Annotated in this window: 16 protein-coding genes; 3 read left to right on the forward strand and 13 right to left on the reverse strand. The window is 31.1% G+C overall.

The annotated features are described in order from the left end of the window. Positions 1 to 37 precede the first annotated feature (37 nt). Positions 38 to 1,837 carry a GEVED domain-containing protein gene (locus EQ921_RS02875; protein ID WP_128330478.1) on the forward strand — a complete coding sequence of 600 codons (1,800 nt, stop codon included), beginning with the start codon at positions 38 to 40 and terminating at the stop codon, positions 1,835 to 1,837. A 131-nt stretch (positions 1,838 to 1,968) separates the two neighbouring features. Here the strand turns inward: EQ921_RS02875 and EQ921_RS02880 are convergent, their stop codons facing one another. From EQ921_RS02880 to EQ921_RS02920, 9 genes are read right to left on the reverse strand one after another with little or no spacing between them, the layout of a single operon-like run. Then, the gene (locus tag EQ921_RS02880; protein WP_128330479.1) at positions 1,969 to 2,463 is read right to left on the reverse strand and encodes a hypothetical protein; all 495 of its coding nucleotides are present in this window, start codon (positions 2,461 to 2,463) and stop codon (positions 1,969 to 1,971) included. A gap of 3 nt (positions 2,464 to 2,466) precedes the next feature. Beyond that, positions 2,467 to 3,405, reverse strand: coding sequence for a hypothetical protein (locus EQ921_RS02885; protein WP_128330480.1), 939 nt, complete (start codon positions 3,403 to 3,405; stop codon positions 2,467 to 2,469). Next, positions 3,402 to 3,845, reverse strand: a complete 444-nt coding sequence (locus EQ921_RS02890) for a hypothetical protein (protein WP_128330481.1) — start codon at positions 3,843 to 3,845, stop codon at positions 3,402 to 3,404. The genes EQ921_RS02885 and EQ921_RS02890 overlap by 4 nt, the downstream gene beginning before the upstream one ends. Further along, positions 3,842 to 5,050: a hypothetical protein gene (locus EQ921_RS02895; protein WP_128330482.1), complete on the reverse strand. Its 1,209-nt coding sequence runs from the start codon at positions 5,048 to 5,050 to the stop codon at positions 3,842 to 3,844. The genes EQ921_RS02890 and EQ921_RS02895 overlap by 4 nt, the downstream gene beginning before the upstream one ends. A gap of 57 nt (positions 5,051 to 5,107) precedes the next feature. Continuing rightward, positions 5,108 to 5,956, reverse strand: a complete 849-nt coding sequence (locus EQ921_RS02900) for a metallophosphoesterase (RefSeq protein WP_221410456.1) — start codon at positions 5,954 to 5,956, stop codon at positions 5,108 to 5,110. A gap of 13 nt (positions 5,957 to 5,969) precedes the next feature. Continuing rightward, positions 5,970 to 6,617, reverse strand: a complete 648-nt coding sequence (prfH, locus tag EQ921_RS02905) for a peptide chain release factor H (protein ID WP_128151044.1) — start codon at positions 6,615 to 6,617, stop codon at positions 5,970 to 5,972. Beyond that, positions 6,614 to 7,204 carry a hypothetical protein gene (locus EQ921_RS02910; RefSeq protein WP_128330483.1) on the reverse strand — a complete coding sequence of 197 codons (591 nt, stop codon included), beginning with the start codon at positions 7,202 to 7,204 and terminating at the stop codon, positions 6,614 to 6,616. The genes prfH and EQ921_RS02910 overlap by 4 nt, the downstream gene beginning before the upstream one ends. A 13-nt stretch (positions 7,205 to 7,217) precedes the next feature. Next, positions 7,218 to 7,997, reverse strand: coding sequence for a hypothetical protein (locus tag EQ921_RS02915; RefSeq protein WP_128330484.1), 780 nt, complete (start codon positions 7,995 to 7,997; stop codon positions 7,218 to 7,220). A gap of 8 nt (positions 7,998 to 8,005) precedes the next feature. Then, complete coding sequence (locus EQ921_RS02920) at positions 8,006 to 9,403, reverse strand: RtcB family protein (protein ID WP_128330485.1); 1,398 nt, start codon at positions 9,401 to 9,403, stop codon at positions 8,006 to 8,008. A gap of 614 nt (positions 9,404 to 10,017) precedes the next feature. Here EQ921_RS02920 and EQ921_RS02925 point away from each other — a divergent pair. After that, on the forward strand, positions 10,018 to 11,877 hold the full coding sequence (locus tag EQ921_RS02925) for an acyltransferase family protein (protein WP_128330486.1): 1,860 nt from the start codon (positions 10,018 to 10,020) through the stop codon (positions 11,875 to 11,877). Between the two features lie 278 nt (positions 11,878 to 12,155). On the opposite strand, the gene EQ921_RS02930 is transcribed toward EQ921_RS02925, so the two are convergent. Beyond that, a complete protein-coding gene (locus EQ921_RS02930; protein ID WP_164875564.1) occupies positions 12,156 to 14,207 on the reverse strand; it encodes a M48 family metallopeptidase in 2,052 nt (683 codons plus the stop codon). A 168-nt stretch (positions 14,208 to 14,375) separates the two neighbouring features. Then, entirely contained in the window at positions 14,376 to 16,607 is a 2,232-nt protein-coding gene (locus EQ921_RS02935) for a nitric-oxide reductase large subunit (RefSeq protein WP_128330488.1), read from the reverse strand. Positions 16,608 to 16,760: 153 nt separating this feature from the next. Between EQ921_RS02935 and sstT the strand changes: the two genes are divergently transcribed. Next, positions 16,761 to 17,966 carry a serine/threonine transporter SstT gene (gene sstT, locus EQ921_RS02940; RefSeq protein WP_128330489.1) on the forward strand — a complete coding sequence of 402 codons (1,206 nt, stop codon included), beginning with the start codon at positions 16,761 to 16,763 and terminating at the stop codon, positions 17,964 to 17,966. 52 nt (positions 17,967 to 18,018) lie between these two features. Here sstT and EQ921_RS02945 read toward each other — a convergent pair whose 3' ends face one another. Both EQ921_RS02945 and EQ921_RS02950 read right to left on the reverse strand, forming a co-directional pair. Beyond that, positions 18,019 to 18,783, reverse strand: a complete 765-nt coding sequence (locus tag EQ921_RS02945) for an SDR family NAD(P)-dependent oxidoreductase (RefSeq protein WP_128330490.1) — start codon at positions 18,781 to 18,783, stop codon at positions 18,019 to 18,021. 6 nt (positions 18,784 to 18,789) lie between these two features. Beyond that, entirely contained in the window at positions 18,790 to 19,527 is a 738-nt protein-coding gene (locus EQ921_RS02950) for an SDR family NAD(P)-dependent oxidoreductase (RefSeq protein ID WP_128330491.1), read from the reverse strand. Positions 19,528 to 19,652: the final 125 nt, after the last annotated feature.

Here is a 19,652-nt window from a genome sequence, read left to right on the forward strand (position 1 = left end):
TATTATATGCATTACTTTTACGGATAAAAAGTAACGTATGAAAATTTTTTACAGTTTATTTTCAATTCTTTGGATTTCCTTAAGTCTTTCTGCACAAGAAAATATTTATCACACATTTTGTGGTGCAGAAGAGGTAAATAAAGAATTAATGGAGCTAGATCCCGGATTTAAAGATAGAATACAGAAATTTAACAAAGAACTTTCTGTGTTAGCTAAGTCAGGGCGTTTGCAACAAGTATACAAATCGGATAACGGAATATACGAAATTCCGGTGGTAGTCCATGTTTTTCATGATGGATCACCGATAGGTACCCAGTATAATAAGACAGATGAACAAATTCAATCTTGGATTGATGCAACTAATAAAATATATGAAGGTACAGCACCCGGATTTGACGGTCCAGGCACGGGAGGTACACGTATACCCATACGATTGGTTTTAGCAAAAAGAGATATGAGTTGTAACCCTACTTCAGGTATTATCCGTATTGATGGTTCTCAGCTTCCGGATTATGTTGAATACGGTGTGAAAAGAAACGGAAACAATGGAGTTACTGAAAGTCAGTTATATAATCTGAGCCAATGGGATCGGCTTTTTTATTATAATATTTATGTAATAAACAAATTTGATGGAAACGATGCTTCGAAAGGAGGTTTAGCGGGGTATGCATATTATCCTGGGGGTTCTGATGACAGAACACTAATGGTGTCTACTATAGTTAAAAATACAGATACCACCTTATCACACGAATTCGGGCACGCAATGGGATTAAAGCATACGTTTGGAGACGTAAGCGGTAACGGGGGAGTATGCCCACCAAGTACAGGCGATTGTACGGTAGATGATGATTTTGTATGCGATACAGAACCTACGCAAAGTCTATTAAATACCTATCCTGTACCTACCAGTTCAGATATAAACCCATGTACAGGAACGTATTATCAAGGTACTCAATACAATATCATGAACTACGGATATAAACTCACCCGATTTACCGATGGTCAAGGACAGCGAGCGATTGCTCATATATTGGCGTTTAGAGCTTCTCATATTAATTCAAAGGGAGGAGAACAACCTGATGATAAAAAACTAATTCAGCCCGTTAAAGCTTGTGTACCTACATCTATTGCAAATCCTGAAAATGAGTATCAAATGGGGCCTGCCAATGTAACTTTTGGTGATATCAATTACAAATCAGGGGGATATAATGTTGATGGATTTCTTTTTTATATAGATAATCCTGCTAAATGCTATGCAGATAAAGCAACGACAAGTATCCCTGTAGGTGTCGAAACACCTCTTTCTATCTCAGTAAATATAAATGATCAAAATGTAAAAGCTTATATAGACTATAATAACGATGGAGTGTTTGACGAAGTGAATGAACTGGTTTTTTCAAAAAGAATAATTAAAAATACTACTGAAACAATCAACGTTACTCCTCCTTCAGATGTAGTAGTTAATTCACCTTTGCGAATGAGAGTTGTCGCTGACTGGGTATCAGAAAACATAACTGCATGCAAAAATTTGTTGTATGGACAGGCGGAAGATTTTGCTGTTACTTTCACGAAAACTTTGGATATTGATGAGCCATTGAAAAAAGAGAATATTAAAATTTTCACACATAATAAATCAATAATTATTAAATCAGAGCAATTACTCATTAAAAAAGTAGATGTTTTTGATATATATGGAAAAAAACTAGTTTCAGAAGAATTTTCACCAAACTCTCTTTATGAAATATCCCAAGATAAACTTTTAGGTGCGACTATTGTCTTTCTCGTAGTACAATATGAAAACGGAGCTACTTATAAAGAAAAAGTTTTAGTTCATTAGATAGTTATAATAAAAAAGGAGGATAAAAACATTCTCCTTTTTTATTATAATTGATTTACATAAGGTTAATAATATTGTATTATATAATATGTAAAATAAAATGATATAAAAAAATATCTTTTTCGTTTTCATTATTTGGATTTTTCATTACTTTTCTTTTTCAGTTTAATTTGTTTTTCACGGGATTCCAGATAAGTCATGAAATTGCTGTTATATGTATGCAAACGAGCGTTGTTAATCATATTTAAAGCTTTTTTATATTTTTTCTGATATTCTAGAAGAAGAGATTTTTTGTTCAGGATGACTGCTTTATCAATACCTTTAACAGTCAATGCAAAGTTAATAAGTTTTTTTGCTTCCTTATAATCGTCATTCCATAACAAACAATCTATGAAGTAAGGATATAAATTTAAAGAATGTATATTGATAGACATAGCTTCTTCAAAATATTCTTTAGCAGTTTCATAATCATTTAAAATTTCAGAATATACTCTGGCTAGCAAACATAAACAATCTGCATTTTTTTCATAAGACAAAGCATAATTCAAGGCCACTATGGTTTCTTCCATATTATAAGGGAAGTTGTCTAATGCCTGAAAGTAATATTTATTTTGTATAGTGTTCATGGTTTATTCAATTATGTATTTTATTTCGTTTTCCCAATCGGGATAGTCAATTTGTTCTAAGTACTCACTTACTTCTTTAATCCAAACAGCTTCAGATTTTATTCTTCCTTTGGAAAAAGTTTGTAAATTAAATTTAGGGCGATTATCAAAAGCCTGTATTAAAGTGTTATTTATCCCTTTCATGGTTTTTGAACTTAATTGATCTTTATTTTTTAAAGCGGTTTGAACTGAATGCATTATAGCTTGTCGTTTTTTTGGATTCTCAATATTTTCTTTATAATAACCAGAATATGCGGCAATAACTGAAACAGGTTTATTTTCTAAAATAGCAGCTTTTAACCGGTAATTTCCATCTATAATCCAATAGTCACCAATCGAAGGAATAAACCAGGCAAATACAGGAGGAAGTTGGTCTTGTTTAGCCAATTTTCGCCACCATTTCATTCTTGAAGAATCAACATCTACTTTTTTTGAAAATAAAAGATTCTGATCCCATTCGCCCGTATGAATTGCATCAAAAGAGTCTTTCTCTATAAAAATACAGTTAGATTGAATACATCGGGTATTACTCTCATATCCTTTCAAAATCCATAAGGAAGTGTTAAAAAAATGATTTTCGCTTTTTAGAAGATTATTTGCAAAATATCTACTCCATGATTTGTATTTTTCTTCTGTTGATAAATCTTTCCTTTTTTCAATTTCCTGTGAGTTGATATTACCTATAAAAGTATATCTATCACTGAAAGTTCTTATAACAGAAACATCCCAATAGTCTTTGTCAATAGCAGCCCAAAATAATATTTGATTTTTACATTTTAATTTCATTTTCCTGTTGTTTCCACTTTCCAATAAAAGATCAGGTGTAGAAATCTTCTCAATAGTAAGTTGCAGTCCATCCCATTTTTGATCATGTGTATATAAGTCTTTCCAATAATAGTTCATTTTGAATTAATTTTATTTAAAATTACAGAGCTCCAATCGGCTTCATTCTTTATAATTAAAGTTTCGAAATTATAAACAAAACCTTCTTTTTTTACTCCTTCGGAATCATCGATATGTAAATCTATATTGAACATAGGAGGGTATTTTGAGCATCGGAATGATTTATTTTTCATTATTTTATTATGCGTGTTTGCATTAATGACCTTATTTATTAATATACCATAAGAAAGAAAATTAAGTTTTATCAGCCATGGATTTCTATAAGAAGTTGTATAAATATAAACTTGATGTCCATCTTGGGATAATTTTCTAAATAATGATACAGTTCCTAAGCGTATTTTTTCAAAACCGATAATTTTTTGTACTATATTTTGTTTCTCAACAGGAAAAGTAATTTTTCCGTTAATCAGGGTGTCATCTAAATCAAAAGAAAGTATCATAATTTTATATATAAAGATTCACTTATTCTTATTAGCACTGCTTGTTTTTCCATTTCCTGAAAAGTGTTTTGTAGATCTTCCACACTATTAAAAAAATGTCTGCTGAGGAAAGAATATTTTTCTGTTTTAATTAAAAAATTAAGAAAAGTCAAAGGTTCTAAATACTCTTCAGGAAATTCATTAATAGCTGTAATGATTTTCTCTTCAAATTCAGGTATTTCAAATTCCGGATTCAGTATACGGGTAATTTTCCCTTTACCGACCGTACGATTTCCTTCTCTTATTAAAAAGGTTTTTCCCATAAAAAAATTTCCAAAATGAAAAACAGGATTAAAGGTAGTTAAAAACACTTTTATACTTTCACCGGGTTGACAGGTTTCTTTATTAATAAAGTTTTGTTGAGCATCCCAATCTTTGTCATTATAAAAAAATTGTCCTCTGTAACCGTTTGCTATTGCTGTTTTTCTACCCCCTTCTTCTTCTTCTTTAAAATAATAGATCTCTGCTTCCAGGTCAGGAAGTTTATTATTTTTTTCAGAAAATAGAAACATCTTGTTTTTATACTTGATAGAAAGTTGCTTGAATCTTTTTTTCCATCCATTATCTAAAGCAAAAATAATGGCATCGTGTACAAATTGAGGTGTAACCTGCCATAATTCACAGTCATCCGGAGGTAAAGAATTCATATAAAGCCAAACATCATACCAGCCTATATCAACAGTTAAAGTATAAGAGGAATTATTTTTAACTTTAATTCGGATTACAGTTAAAAATTGCCATTCATAAGTTTCTTTTTTTACTGTAATATCTCTAAATTTTTTTTCATACTCTTTGATTAAAATATTCTCTAACTTATTTTCTTTATACCCTAGCTGCTCTAATGTTTTTAGACCATCAATAACATATTCTTTATTTGCTGTTAAACTTATATTTTCATATTTTAAAATATGTAACAAAAACTCATTAATAAATCTAGGTTGATTTAAATTAATAACTATAGTTTCATTCCCTTTTTTAAAAGGCAATCCTTCGTTAAAGGGATTTCCTCCGGTGTGGGTTAAATTATATCTGAAAAGAATGCGTATTCTGCATGTTTTATTTTCAGCTGGGAATATTAAAACATGAGAAAATTGAGAATTAAGTGTCCTGAATCTCCAGTTAAAAATCTGGTTATTAACAATAATTTGACGTATTTTTTTCTTCATTTTGCTATTGTCTACTAAGATAAATCAATTTTATTTTAAAGAAGATGGCGGCTATACTTATAAGTATTTCCAGTGTTCTTTAGTAAATGGAAGAATAATTTTTTGATCTACTATTTCCAAATTCAAATGCTCCATCTCTTTTTCCAGGATGATCATACAACCATAAGGAAGGGAACCTGAGCTGTCAAATTCCAGTTCTTTTATTTTAATGTGATTGGTAATTCCATTTGGAGAGACTTGTTGATTGAAATCTTCACCCGTATGTCCATAAAAATGATAAGGAATGCAAATACTATCAGTTATTTTTCTTAATTCAGGCATTCCGTATCCTCTTTGGGAAGAATCATCTTTATCATGAGAAATAAGCAGATCCAGATAACTGTGTTTTTTTATTAGCTTGTTTATTTGTCTTTTCTCATATTCCTGTACGAATCTTTTATCCTTACGGTTTTTAAGGTCTCCAATTCTTCCGATTCCGGTAAAAGTCAGACATTCCTCACCTTTACAAAAAGTCTGTAAATACCCAGATTTACAAATCCAAACCCTGTTGTATATATCAATAGGAAAAAGAGGAGCATCTGAAGCATTTTCTAACTCATCCAGATACTCATGATCCTCATGATTTCCTCTCACACATATCATATCCAGATCAAGTTGTTGAAGGAAATTTTTAATTTCTTTATTCTCTTGTACAAAGTCATCATGGAAACCTAATTCATTTCTATCATATTTCTGATGCCTGAGTGTAGCTTTGTCAAGGTTTTCCAGCTTGGGGAAAGCACCCAAATCTCCACATTGAAAAATAGCATCTACTTTTTTATGACTCATTTTCTGATAATAATCGGTAAGTTTAAAAGGAAGTAATATTTTTCCGTGTATATCTGCAAATATTGCAATACGTATCATTGTTTGTTTTTTATTAATTGATAAATAAATCTTTCTCTGAAAAAATGCGAGTCGGATTACCTCTTTCCAGATTCAGGTGTTGATTCCATTTTTCCTGAATTTGCTCTTTAACTAAAGTAAGATTTAGTTCGGATAATTTTTCCAACAGGCGTTTTTTTGCCAGTTTCTTGTTTTCCAGTTGTGATCGGGAGTCCATAGCAAAAACGGAAACCAGAGTAGGGGAGTGAGTAGCACGCACCGCTGTATTCACTTTGTTTACATTTTGCCCTCCGGCACCGCGTGCACGAACAGCCTGATATTTAATATCGGAATCTGATATTTGAATTTCTGACAGGTTCGATACTTCATGAACACCTACAAACCAGTTTTTTCGTTTATGAAATTTTCGATACATGCTTTTACCTGTAAATTGAATAACTCCTTTCCAGTTTTTTAAAAATGGTTCTATTATTTTATCTTCTCCATATAATTCCAGAGTAACAGATTGTAATGTACCTGCTTGTTGTCCCAATGTCGATTCTAATACTTTATATTCTATTTGTTTTTCTTCCAGTTCTTTATAAAATAGTTTAATCAACCGTGCCACTACCCATTCACATTCTACAGGGCCTCTGCCGGAAGAGAATTGTACAATTTTTTTATATTTTTTTGATGAATTCATTTTTTTAATAAATAATCTATGGTTTTCACTATAATTTCACGGTTTTTAGAATCCTTGATAAATTGAGGTAAACGTTCAACCATGCTCATGCCATATTTCCAATGCCGTTCCCGTAATTCGGATTCCACATAGGCTTGTATTTCCAATAGATGTTCCCGGTTATAACCCCAAAATAAATTGCCTCGAATATCTGACTGATACCAGAGGGGGAATCCGAAAATCGGATCATGTTTAATTCCCTGCACTTTCCCTGTGAGTATATATTTTTCAGTTCTTGGTTTTACAGTCAGACTTATGGAACATTCAGGACATGTAACTAAATATTTTTTAGGTTTTTCTTTTAATTTACCCTGTTCTTGATGTATTGTTTTTCCGCAATTCGGACAGTTTATATTTACTATTGCTTTATAGAAGATGAAATCTTCCGTTGTTCTCTGGTAAGAACAATGAGCACATGTAATAACAGAATTATTATAAGAATATTCATGGCTAACTGTAGCATTTTTTTTACAGGTAGGACATTCTACGGTAAATTTACCGAAATGGGAATATCCTTTTTCTTTATATCTTTTTTGTTCTTGTTTCATTAAAAATAAACTATTATAAGTTTTTGTTTGCAAGAGAATTCTCTTTTGTACATTCCCATATTTTGGATAAGGAAATATTTTTTGTTGGATCGAGATTGAGTTTATATTTTTCTTTTTCTCCTAACCATGATTTCCAACGATTAGGACCAGCTTTAATTTTTTGTAAGCGATATTTGTTTTTTATATTCACATGTATTTTCTGACTTATTTCATTCCGTCTATTTTCTAAATTACAATCTCGTTTTCTTATTTTGGTAATGTAATGAGGGCGTACTTTTAATACAAACCTCCATGGCTCGCTAAAGACATATTTTTCTTTCCATTTTCTTGATGGATAATCATAGTATTGGATAAGGATAAATAATTTTTTTTCATCTTCTTTAAACGTTAGCTTCTCAAAATGATGCCTTTCCGGCTCTAACAAAATTTGTTGTATTTCTGCTAGTTTATACTTATGTTTAGAAAGTCTCTTTTTTCTTTTTCTTTTCGTAAATTTTTTATTATCACTATATCTATACGTATTTATTTTAGTGAGAATATTTTGATAATAATCAGATTTTTTATTTTCTTTTACATCTTCTCTTAACACAAATAAGCGTTCATATCCTTTTCTGATAGGAGTTTCTAACTCTTCAAATCCAAGATTTTCTATAATCATTCTAACCTTATCATATTCCCTTCTAAGTTGAATTAATTTTTTATCTTTTCCCTTTATAATTCGTCTTTTTCTCCATCGAAAAGAAGGCAGCCTATAAGTTTCTATCCACTGCCTTTCTTCATTTGTATATTTCACTTACTCTCTTATTTTTTGTCCATCCGTACCAATCTGGGCATAAAAGTTCCCAGAATATCAACTAATTCCGTTTGGGCATTCATCACTTCATTGATGTTTTTGTATGCCATAGGAGCTTCTTCTTTACTTCCACCGATAAGTTCAACCTTATGAAGTTTTAGTTCTTTCTTAATTTCAGAAGCTGAAATAGAGTTAGAAGCCTTATGTCTTGAAAGTAATCTTCCTGCACCGTGTGAAGCAGAATTTAAAGATTCTTCGTTTCCTCGTCCTCGCACAATAAAACCTTTGGAACTCATCGAGCCGGGAATAAAGCCTAGTTGCCCTTTGGCTGCGGGAGTCGCACCTTTTCTATGAACAATAACTTCTTTTCCCTTGTGTTCTTCTTTCCAGGCAAAGTTGTGATGATTTTCAATCCGGGCTATCAGTCGGCCACCTGTTATTTTCATTAATCTCCGGTGAATATCGAAATGACAGGCAGAAGCATATTCTCCTGCAAGGTTCATAGCTATCCAGTATTCTGTTCCTAAATGAGAGTTAAGATCCAGCCAGGCCAGATGTTGTGCTTCTTTAGGCAGCGGGCATTGTTCAATAGCTACCCGGGTATAATATTGAGCAATTTCTGCTCCTAAAGCGCGGGAACCACTATGCGATAAGATTCCTGTGTATTTTCCTTTGGGTAAATTGAACTCATTTTTCTCATCTGTTATTTCTACTTCTCCGAATTCCACAAAGTGATTTCCTCCTCCCGAAGTACCCATTTGTTTGATAGCTTTAGCTTTTAAACGTCTTAAAATTGGAATCATAGAGAACGCTTCATTTTCAAAAACCGAATAATCTATATGGGTTTTATGAGTTTCATACATTCCGAACTTCGTATTTTCCTGTAAAGCATTAAGATATTTGTCTTTACATCCTTCCAAATAAGAAACAGGAACATCCAGTATACTCAGACACATTCTGCATCCTATATCTACTCCAACACCATATGGAATAACGGCATTTTCAGTTGCCAGAACTCCGCCGATAGGCAGGCCGTAACCAACATGTCCGTCAGGCATAAGTGACCCCTGAACAGATACCGGGAGTTTTAAGGCTGTGTACAACTGCTTAATTGCTTCTTCTGCGATTTGTTCCTCACCGAATATAGAGAAAGGAGCTCTTTGACTTTCCAGATTTCTTTTTTCGACCTTGGTTAGTTGCAGGAATTCTTCTGCTATTTGTCCCAGCATTAAGTTTTCTTTGTAATCTTCCGGCTTTTTCTGGATTTCTTTAAGAATACTTAATACATATGCTTTATTTCTTTTATCGAAGTTTTTTTGCATTACTTCGATAGCTGTGTTTATTATTTTTGTATTAGGATATCCGATTTTTAGGATATCTTTTCCTTTTAATTTTAACTTGCCCATGATATTTAATTTTATATTAGGCCGTTATGATGTACTTTTTTACGAATACATAACAGAGTCTCGATTTAAAAAATCAAGTAAAAATCAGAAACTATTCGGGCTTGGATTATTTTATGATTACCAGTAGTATATTAGTTAAAAAATAAAACCCGAAACATTCGCTTCGGGTTTATTTTAAACATGTAGTTTATATATTTTGAAGAAAATACCCGAAGCTATGATTTTCCACTGGTAGGAAAACCGTTCATTATTTGTAGATGTGATACATTGAACATTTTGCTTCGTTATTTAAAAAGGTTATACTTATTTGAACTGCAAATTTATAAAATAAATTATTAAATATCCAAATTTATTTTATGTGAATATTTACTGATAAGTATAACTTATGTTTATAGAATTGATGCTAACTTAAAATTTTTGAATAAATAATAGTTAAAATTAATAGATTATGATTCAAGTTTAAATAAAATGACTCTATAACTATTTAAATCGACAATATATTTGAATATTTTTTTATTTAAACTACTTTTGCAAAATAAATTTTATATACTATATAAAATAATTATATCTCTCTTTAAATAAAAGCATAAATAATTTCTCAATCGTTTATATTAATGTTAAATAGTAAACCTATTAGTTATAGAAAAGATATTCAGGGTCTGCGTGCTATAGCGGTACTAGCTGTATGGATTTTTCATATTGATAAAAATATTTTACCTGGAGGTTTTATCGGGGTTGATATTTTTTTTGTTATATCTGGATATATAATCAGTTTGATTATTTGGAAAAAAAAGGAAAATAATACTTTCAGTTTTATTGATTTTTATTATCACAGATTTCGAAGAATTGTTCCAGCATATTATTTTATGTTATTATTAGCTTTTATAGCTACAGCTTTCGTAGTTTTTGGTTACGATATTAAAAGGACTTTATTCAAAGATGCTTTATTGTTTATAAGTAATGTTTATTTTTCATCTTTTGATAATTATTTTGGAGCAAAAAGTTACGAACAAATATTGTTGCATACTTGGTCTTTATCAATCGAAATGCAATTTTATTTTATTTTACCATTTTGTCTTTATTTTATAAGTAAAAAAAGATTATTAATCTGTGTTTTAATATTAATCATCGGTCTTATTATATATTCTCAATACAAAATAGTTCATGGAGATCAGCAAAAAATGTATTTTTCTCTTTTAGCTAGAATTCCGGAATTTTTAATAGGTGTTCTTGTAGCTGGTTGGTCTGTTTTTAAAAATTTAAATAAGATTTTGCAATCTTTCTTAGGTTTTATAGGCTTGATAATGATTGGCTTATCTTTATTTGTTTACAATGAGTCTACTCTCTTTCCCGGATTGGCAGTTTTATTGCCCTGTTTTGGAACAGCTTTGTTATTAGGTAATAATCAGGGAATCATTAATACTTTATTATCAAATAAAATTTTAGTTTTTTTTGGAGACATTTCTTACTCAATATACCTTTGGCATTGGTTTTTATTAGCAATTGTTCGTTATTATTTGGCAGAGTATCATTTAGGATATTCAATTACTATTTTATTAATTGTGTTAACATTTATCATTTCTTATTTTTCTTATAGATATGTTGAAAATATGTTTAAAAATGTTTCTATAAAAAAAATATTCTTGTGTTTTTCCATCTACTTTGTTGCATTTTTATTAATTTTTGTTTTTGTAAGAAGAATAAATAATTATTTTTATTCTTTTCCGGAAAATTTAGTTCAGAACAATTCTGAAATATTGTATAATCATAATCACTACGATGGTGATTTGATTTTAGGTGACACTCTTAATAAAAATCCATATTTACTGATTGGTAATAGCAAAGCCAGAGTAATGAAAACCTTTTTGGATATTGAGGGTAAGCAAAATCATTTTAGCTTTAGAGTTATCACAAATTCCTATTTTCCTACTTTACCCGGATTCAGTAAAAAAGAAATCCGAAAAGCAAATAATTTTGGAAAGTCATATGAAATGTTAATTCCTATAGTAGATTCATTAGTGAAAATATCACCAGTAATTTTTTATGTTTTAAATTATATACCTGAAGATAAAATAGAATTAATCAAACCTTTTAATTATGTTGCTTCTCAAATTTCAGATAAACAAGATTTTATAATAATATCTGATTTTCCTTCTTTAGATGTTGATCCAATAAGGAAAAATCGTTCAGTATTTCATTCTAAATCAAGGTTTATTAAAACAGATAAAAAACAATTAAAATTACCGGTTGAACTTAATGAATTTATTAAAAATCATTCTAATTTTCATTATATTGATTTATCAGATTCTTATGTTTTCAACAATAATCAATTTCCTTATTTTAATGATACAATTATGTATTATGATAAAGCACATCTTAATACATATGGTGCGACTAAATATGCAAAATTCTCTGGACAAAAATTTATGATTAATTTTAATAAAATAAGAAATAAAGTTTTAGTAAATAAATGATTTCAATTGTACATTGGTCGTTATTATGTATTTAAAATATACATAACAAAATTATTATTTGGAAAACCAAGTGACATGTAATAACATTTTTACTTGGATTTTTTGAGATAATCTGTACATTATCATAAAAATAAAATCTAAAATAATTGCCTCAATTTTTTTAAAATATAAAGTTTATATTAATATGCAGAGCTATAATTTTTTATCATTAGGCAAATTGTTAATAGTTTAGATTTTACTTCATTTTTTAAATTTTTTAAATATGTTTAATTATATAGTTAGTTCATTAATTCTGCCTGAAATTCTAAAAAGTCTTTTTTAGTATCAAACATAAGTTGGGCTAAAAAATCTGAAAATTCTTGAATACAGATAAACAATAATAGGATGGTATCATTGTTATATATATCTTCTTTTTCTACGAAATAAATTTGTTTGTCTGAAATATATTTTTCAAAACTTGTTTTTGTGTCATCAGAAAGTTTTGAAGCATAATGACTATTGTTAAGAATACCATTAATATTCTTTTTAAATTCTTCTTCCAGTTTATATAGTTTGCTTACATGTTCTTTTATCTTAGCGGTAGAAGTTTCATATTGAAAAAAATTAGTCTTTTCAATAAAATCATTTAAAAAATCGTTCTTGATGTTAAAAAAGTCCTCGGTATTAGTGAAAAGAATATGCTTTTCTGTAAACTGTTTTTCTTTTCCTGTTTTTAATGCCAGATTATTAAATGCAGCAAATATTTGTTTATCGTTTTCTTCATTGAGAAGATTACATTCTTCCAGTTCTATACTAAGCTTTTCAATTAATTCTTTTACATTCTTTCGTGTATACTTAATACCGTCATAATCAAATGACTTTATTTTATTTCTTTTATCTCCTATATGTTTTAAACTTTCAATGTCATTGTTTAGTGCCTGTGAAATGTAAATGTTTTCAATCTTTTCCGTCGAGAATAAATCACTTATATTACCGTCGAAAGATATTTGTTTATATTCTTCCTTAAATTTTATAGGATTTCTGGAATCGTAATAATTGTTGTAAAATTTGTTGTAGCTGTTTGTATAAAAATCAGAAGTATATGCTTTCGTAAAGTCACCTAACGAGTATTGTGTAACTGAATCTTTGTATTGTACTTTTGAAAATATTTGGTCTGTAACTGTTTCCTGTAAAATTTCAATATTTGAAAACAATTGATTGGCTGGTTTAAAATCATCGTTTTCTTTAACTATATTAGTCTTTTCCAAAGCTGAAATTCTATCTTTTAGGGAAGGATGAGATGTCCACTGAGAAGTAAAATTCAGCTTGGATTTGTTATATTTATTAATATGTTCAAAAGTAACTAACGGATAACTTTCTTTAATTTCAAGATTTATTTCGCTAGCTAAAAATTTCATGACCGAGTGTTGTTCTTTAAAAACATTTTTACTTCTTATACAATCAGATACTTTTCCAGAGTAAAATTTTATGACTGAACTATAAGAATGCTCAGCCAGATCTAATCTTAATAATGACGTTTTTAAAGGCATATATCCGGTAACATGTGCAGCAACTTCATCTGCATGAAATTCCATTTCTCTGGAAAGCTTTAAATAGCGAATATTGATGATAGAATACATTTTTTGCAAAATCCATTGGATGACTTTTATAAATCCAACGGCTATATAAGAAGCTAGAGCTGTTAAATTGTTGATGCTAGCAAATCCTTGTATGAAGCTACTGTAAGAAGTATTTTCATAGAGCATATTATAAATTATCTGGTTTACATTATGCACATAGCTACCTACTTTCATGCTTTTCTGAGAAAAATGACCGAATTCATGTGCTAAAATGGCTTTTAATTCCATTTGGGATACAATATTGATCAAGCCCAATCCTATTTGCAGGTTTTTTTTTACTGGCAGAAACATGCTCCAAAAGGTAGAGTCGTAAAATACAGCAGCATTCACGTCTTCACTAAGATAAACTCGTTTGGGGAAATCTGTGCCAACCTCTTCAACGATGGTATCAATTAAGGAAAATAATTGAGGTTCTTCCTGGCGGGTTATTTCAATAAAATTTGACTTATCTGTTGCATTTTCTTTAAATATAAATTTAATTAAAAAAACTAAAATTAATATTCCTAACCCAATAAGTGATATTCCTATAGCCAGAGTAGTATAATGAAAATGACTAACCATAATCATGATACCAAAATATCCGCAAAATAAAGTTAGAAGTATTGAAAAACTAAGTAGTATAACATAAACGATGATAAATAAAAAGACAGATAAAATAGCCCATACGGTATTTTTTTTAAAGTCATCGGAGACTGTGGCAGTATATTTCATGATCATTAGTAATTGAGTTTACAAAGGTAGACTTTATTTGCCTAAATTGTTAAAATATCAGTTGTAATGTTTTATTTATGTAATAAATATTTAAGTTGTCCTATGAAATATATTTTTATTTATATCATTTGTAATGGATTAGCTATTGTTGTTGGTAATTGTGCGGATTTATGAAATTTTCTTTACACAAAGTCTGAAAATAAATATAACCCCACTGAATATACCCACAGCAAATATAGTATCACCCACTGAGCGTAACCATTTTAAAAGAATCATTTCCGGTTTTTGCATCAATTCTGAAGAGCGGGCATACCACATCCCTTTATCAATACTTTCTATAGCTTGCCAAATCCCTATAGGAAGCAAACTCAATATTCCCATTAGTAATAATCCTATATTCAGACTCCAAAAACATAACTTAAGAAGTGTATCGTTCCATTTAACATTTCTATACATACTTCTTAATACAAATAATATAAATCCTATGCCCAACATGCCATAAACTCCGAATAATGCAGTATGAGCATGTAAAGCCGTTGTGTTTAAGCCTTGTAAGTAATATAATGCTATTGGAGGATTAATCAAAAAACCAAAAACACCGGCTCCTAAAAAATTCCAGAAAGCTACGGAAACCATAAAATAAATAGGCCATTTATAATCTTTCATCCATTCATTTACCTGTGAGGCTTTATAATTTTCAAAGGCTTCAAATCCTATTAAAGTCAGTGGCACCACTTCTAAAGCACTAAAGCATGCACCTAGAGCCATTACAGCTGGTGTTGTTCCGGTGAAATATAAATGATGGAATGTTCCTATAATTCCGCCGGAGAGAAAGATGATGGTAGAAAACAGTACATTAATGGTGGCTGTTTTTTCTTTTAAAAGTCCCATCCGAACAAATAAAAAGGCAATAACAACGGTGGCAAAGACTTCAAAAAATCCTTCAACCCATAAGTGAACAACCCACCACCTCCAGTATTCAGAAATACTCAAATGTGTGTGCTGTCCCCACATCAGTCCTGCAGCATAAAACAGTGCAATTGAGATGCATGATATTAGAAATAAAAGTAGCAGGCTTCTTTTTTTTGGATTTTCTTTAAGTACAGGTATGATAGGACGGGTCATAAGTATCAGCCAAATAAGTAATCCGATAAATAGAAATAATTGCCAGAATCTACCTAAGTCAACATATTCAAATCCTTGATGTCCCAGCCAAAAGTTAGTGTTTGGATTTAATTTTTGCATAATGGCCAGCCATTGTCCAGTCATGGAGCCAAATACTATGATAAGTAAGGCGTAGAAAAGAAAATCTACTCCCAGACTTTGAAATTTCGGATCTTTACCTGATAAAGCCGGTGCCATATACAAACCTGTTGCCAGCCATGCAGTAGCTATCCAAAAAATAGCCAATTGCGTATGCCAGGTACGTGTAACAGAGTAAGGGAGAATTTTGTTTAAAGGAATGCCGTATAATCCTGATCCTTCTACACCGTAATGCGCTGTTATAATTCCGAGCATTACCTGTAATATCATAAGAAGTCCTACAACAACTACATATTTTTTTATGCGCTTCATAGATGGAGTTGTTTTTTCTTGAATTAAAGGATCATTAGGTAACGAAATATAACTATCCTCTTTGGATTGAGCATGGTAAAAAGCTAATATACCGATGCACAAAATTAATAATATGATACTTACTCCAGACCAGATTAAAATATCTGCAGTGGCTTTGTTACCAACTAATTCATCGTAAGGCCAATTATGAGTATATGATATATCGGTGCCAGGTCTCTCCGTTACAGTGGCCCAGGTGGCCCAAAAAAAGAAAGCATTCATTTGTCTCATTTTTTCCGGATCTTTAATAGTGTTTTCCGGAATAGCATAATGGTCCCTAAGCTGAGAATATTCAGGATTATTCATAAATAATCCCTGATAATAGTCACATAAATTTTTTATTGCTCTTGCCCTATTATCTGAAACAATGATATTTCCATTTTCCTTGCTATACGTATTAGCCCGTAATTCTTTTTGAAGCCTGATTTTTAATAGACTTTTTTTGTCAGAATCTAGTTTATCATAGGGAATAAAATATATTTTTTCCGAATATTCAGCTAATAATAATGTAGCTTCTTTATGCAACCAGTCTGCTGTCCAGTCTGGAGCTTGATAAGCCCCATGTCCCCAAATTGAACCTATTTCCTGCCCACCCATGCTTTGCCAGACATTTTTGCCGTCCATTATATCTTTTTTTGTAAATATCAGATCACCGTTAGTTGTTATAATTTTTTCAGGAATAGGAGGGGATTGCTGATAAATTTGAATTCCGTAATATCCTAAAGTTAAAAATGAAGCAAATAGAACAAGTGCCAGTGCTAACCACAATTTTTTTTCTTTTTTCATAGTATAAAAATTTTATAAAGGACAATACTATCCTTTATTATTCAGCAAAAATAAGATTAAAATAATAAAAGACAAATATATCTTTTATTATTTTGGAGAAAGATTTTTTATTTTGTTTATAATAGCCGTATTTTTGAGCTATGTTTTATTAATATGAGTATAAAAAAAAATATTTTACAGGGTAATTTGGTTTTACAGATTATAATAGGTTTATTATTTGGAATCTTACTTGCAGTACTTGTTCCTCCCTTGGCAAGATCAACTATGATTTTGGGTGAATTGTTTCTTACTTCTTTAAAATCAGCTGCTCCGGTACTGGTTTTTGTTTTAGTTATGTCTGCAATAGCAAATCATAAAAAAGGGCAGAGAACTAATATGAGTTCAGTTATTGTACTTTATTTGTTAGGGACTTTTCTGGCTGGTTTGTGTGCGGTTATAGCGAGTTTTTTATTTCCGGTTACCCTGAGTTTATTACAAAGAGAATCAATAGAATTAGCTCCTCCTACAAGTATTTTAGAAGTAATGAAAAATTTGTTATTAAATTTTGTAGATAATCCGGTTAAAGCTTTAATTAATGGTAATTTTATAGGCATATTAGCTTGGGCTATCGGGTTAGGTATAGCTTTGAGACATGCTTCTGAACAAACTAAGGTAATGATTACAGACTTGTCGAACGGGGTAACCTATATTGTGAAAATTATTATTCGTTTCGCTCCTTTGGGTATTTTTGGCCTGGTTGCCTCTACTTTAGCAGAAACAGGCTTAGAGGTTTTGTGGGATTACTTACGCCTATTGGGTTTACTTCTAGGAACTATGCTTTTTGTTGCTTTGATTATAAATCCGCTTATTGTCTTCTGGAAAATAAAAAGGAATCCGTATCCGTTAGTATTTACCTGTTTGAAAGAAAGTGGTGTAACCGCTTTTTTTACGCGTAGTTCCGCTGCTAATATTCCGGTAAATTTAGAACTTTGTAAAAAATTGAAATTACATGAAGATACTTATTCAATTTCTATTCCTTTAGGAGCTACTATTAATATGGCTGGCGCGGCAGTAACTATTTCCGTACTTACATTGGCCGCTGTACATACATTAGGTATTAAGGTAGATATATTTACTGCTTTATTGCTAAGTTTAGTGTCTGCTCTATGTGCCTGTGGAGCTTCTGGAGTTGCCGGTGGTTCATTATTGTTAATACCTTTGGCTTGCAGCTTGTTTGATATACCTCAAGATGTAGCGTGGTCAGTGGTAGGAGTAGGAATGACAATTGGAGTTGTTCAGGATTCAGCAGAAACGGCTTTAAATTCTTCAACAGATGTTTTATTTACTGCTGCTGCTTGTATGGCAGATGAACCAAAATAAAAATATATAAATCTCAAAAGCTTTAAAGCTTTTGAGATTTATGTAAAAAAAGTTATTTGTCCTCACATGTTTTACCTCCATCAATAATGAATTCTGCACCTGTACAGTAGCTGGATTCATCCGAAGCAAGAAAGACCATCAGAGAACTTACTTCTTCCGGTTTCCCCGTTCGGTGTAACGGGATTCCTTTGAGCTGATCTTTCCAGATTTCAGGATTTTTTTCTATTGAAGCTTTAATCATAGATGTTTCGATCATCCCAGGGTGAACGGAGTTGACACGGATATTTTCCTCGCCTAATTCAATGGCCGCTGTTTTTGTCATGCCTCTGATAGCAAATTTTGAAGCATTATAGGCATAGTGCCCAAACATCCCCAAAAGTCCGCCAACCGAAGATACATTTATGATAGATCCTCCTCCGGCTTTGCGGAGTGAAGGCAGGACTGCCTGCATTCCAAACAAGGTTCCAAACTGGTTTATTTCAATAATTTTTTTGTAACCCTCAAACTCTGTATTTTCTAGGGTTAATGTACCTCCGTTAGGAATTGCTACACCTGCATTATTAATAAGTATAGATACAGGACCGAATTTTTCTTCCGTCATATCTACCACTTTTTTCCAATCTTTAGGATTACTTACGTCGTGAGGAATAAATAATGCATTTTTACCCAATTTTTTGACAACCTGTTCGCCTTTTTCTTTATTAGTATCTGTAAAAACTACTTTAGCTCCTTCTTCTATAAATCTTATACCATGTTGTGCTCCCATACCTGAAGCCGCACCAGTAATTATTGCTGTTTTATTTGCTAATTTTTTCATTAGAGATTATATTGCTGTATATCCACCATCTATTAATAATTCTGTTCCGGAAATAAAAGAAGAATCCTCACTGGCAAGGAATAAGACTGCCTTAGCAACTTCTTCAGGCCGACCTAATCTTCCCATAGGATGTAGCTGTATCAGTTCATCTTTATTAGCTCCATAAATTAAAGGGGTGTCAATATAGCCTGGAGCTACTGCATTCACTCTTATACCCTGGCGGGCATAAGTAGCGCCTAAGGTTTGGGTAAGAAGTTTTACCCCACCTTTAGCAGAAGCGTATGCAGTAACTCCTTTTTTTCCTACAAAGCTGTGAATAGAACCTGCATTTACAATAGTACCTCCGGTGCCTTGTTTTAGCATTTGGATAATAGCATATTTATCAGATAAGAAAACACCGTTAAGATTAATATCGATTGTTCGCTTCCATTTATCATAATCCAGCGTGTCAATATCTCCATCATTAGCTATACCTGCATTAGCATATAATATATCCAATTGACCAAATCTATCGGCGGTCTTAGCAAACATCTCCTTAATCTGATCTTCATGAATCACATCCACTTTAATAAACAAAGTCTGATAACCTTGATCGTTAAGTTCTTTTTCCAATTGTTTTCCAGATTCAGAAAAATCTGCTATAACCACATTCGCTCCTTCTTTTACAAATAACTCAACAGTTGCTTTACCAATACCACTGGCACCTCCTGTAATAACAGCTGTTTTATTTACTAATTTTTTCATCTATTTACTAATTTTTAAGTTTTCAATTTGAATGTCCGGTAAGAGCAGTTGAAATGCTCTCATATTTAAATATGAGATCAAATAGTAGAAAAAAGTTATTTGATAATAAAGTAAATTAAATGTTA

The sequence above is a fragment of the Apibacter sp. HY039 genome, from assembly GCF_004023655.1.
GTDB classification, from domain to species: Bacteria; Bacteroidota; Bacteroidia; order Flavobacteriales; family Weeksellaceae; genus Apibacter; species Apibacter raozihei.

Bases quoted from the DNA above. Each gene is read 5' to 3' on its own strand.
- EQ921_RS02935 (WP_128330488.1), bottom strand. From the start codon at position 16,607: ATGAAAAAAGAAAAAAAATTGTGGTTAGCACTGGCACTTGTTCTATTT.
- EQ921_RS02895 (WP_128330482.1), bottom strand. From the start codon at position 5,050: ATGAAGAAAAAAATACGTCAAATTATTGTTAATAACCAGATTTTTAAC.
- EQ921_RS02910 (WP_128330483.1), bottom strand. From the start codon at position 7,204: ATGAAACAAGAACAAAAAAGATATAAAGAAAAAGGATATTCCCATTTC.
- EQ921_RS02950 (WP_128330491.1), bottom strand. From the start codon at position 19,527: ATGAAAAAATTAGTAAATAAAACAGCTGTTATTACAGGAGGTGCCAGT.
- sstT (WP_128330489.1), top strand. From the start codon at position 16,761: ATGAGTATAAAAAAAAATATTTTACAGGGTAATTTGGTTTTACAGATT.
- EQ921_RS02890 (WP_128330481.1), bottom strand. From the start codon at position 3,845: ATGATACTTTCTTTTGATTTAGATGACACCCTGATTAACGGAAAAATT.
- EQ921_RS02875 (WP_128330478.1), top strand. From the start codon at position 38: ATGAAAATTTTTTACAGTTTATTTTCAATTCTTTGGATTTCCTTAAGT.
- EQ921_RS02900 (WP_221410456.1), bottom strand. From the start codon at position 5,956: ATGATACGTATTGCAATATTTGCAGATATACACGGAAAAATATTACTT.
- EQ921_RS02885 (WP_128330480.1), bottom strand. From the start codon at position 3,405: ATGAACTATTATTGGAAAGACTTATATACACATGATCAAAAATGGGAT.
- EQ921_RS02945 (WP_128330490.1), bottom strand. From the start codon at position 18,783: ATGAAAAAATTAGCAAATAAAACAGCAATAATTACTGGTGCGGCTTCA.
- EQ921_RS02880 (WP_128330479.1), bottom strand. From the start codon at position 2,463: ATGAACACTATACAAAATAAATATTACTTTCAGGCATTAGACAACTTC.
- EQ921_RS02920 (WP_128330485.1), bottom strand. From the start codon at position 9,403: ATGGGCAAGTTAAAATTAAAAGGAAAAGATATCCTAAAAATCGGATAT.
- EQ921_RS02925 (WP_128330486.1), top strand. From the start codon at position 10,018: ATGTTAAATAGTAAACCTATTAGTTATAGAAAAGATATTCAGGGTCTG.
- EQ921_RS02930 (WP_164875564.1), bottom strand. From the start codon at position 14,207: ATGAAATATACTGCCACAGTCTCCGATGACTTTAAAAAAAATACCGTA.
- prfH (WP_128151044.1), bottom strand. From the start codon at position 6,617: ATGAATTCATCAAAAAAATATAAAAAAATTGTACAATTCTCTTCCGGC.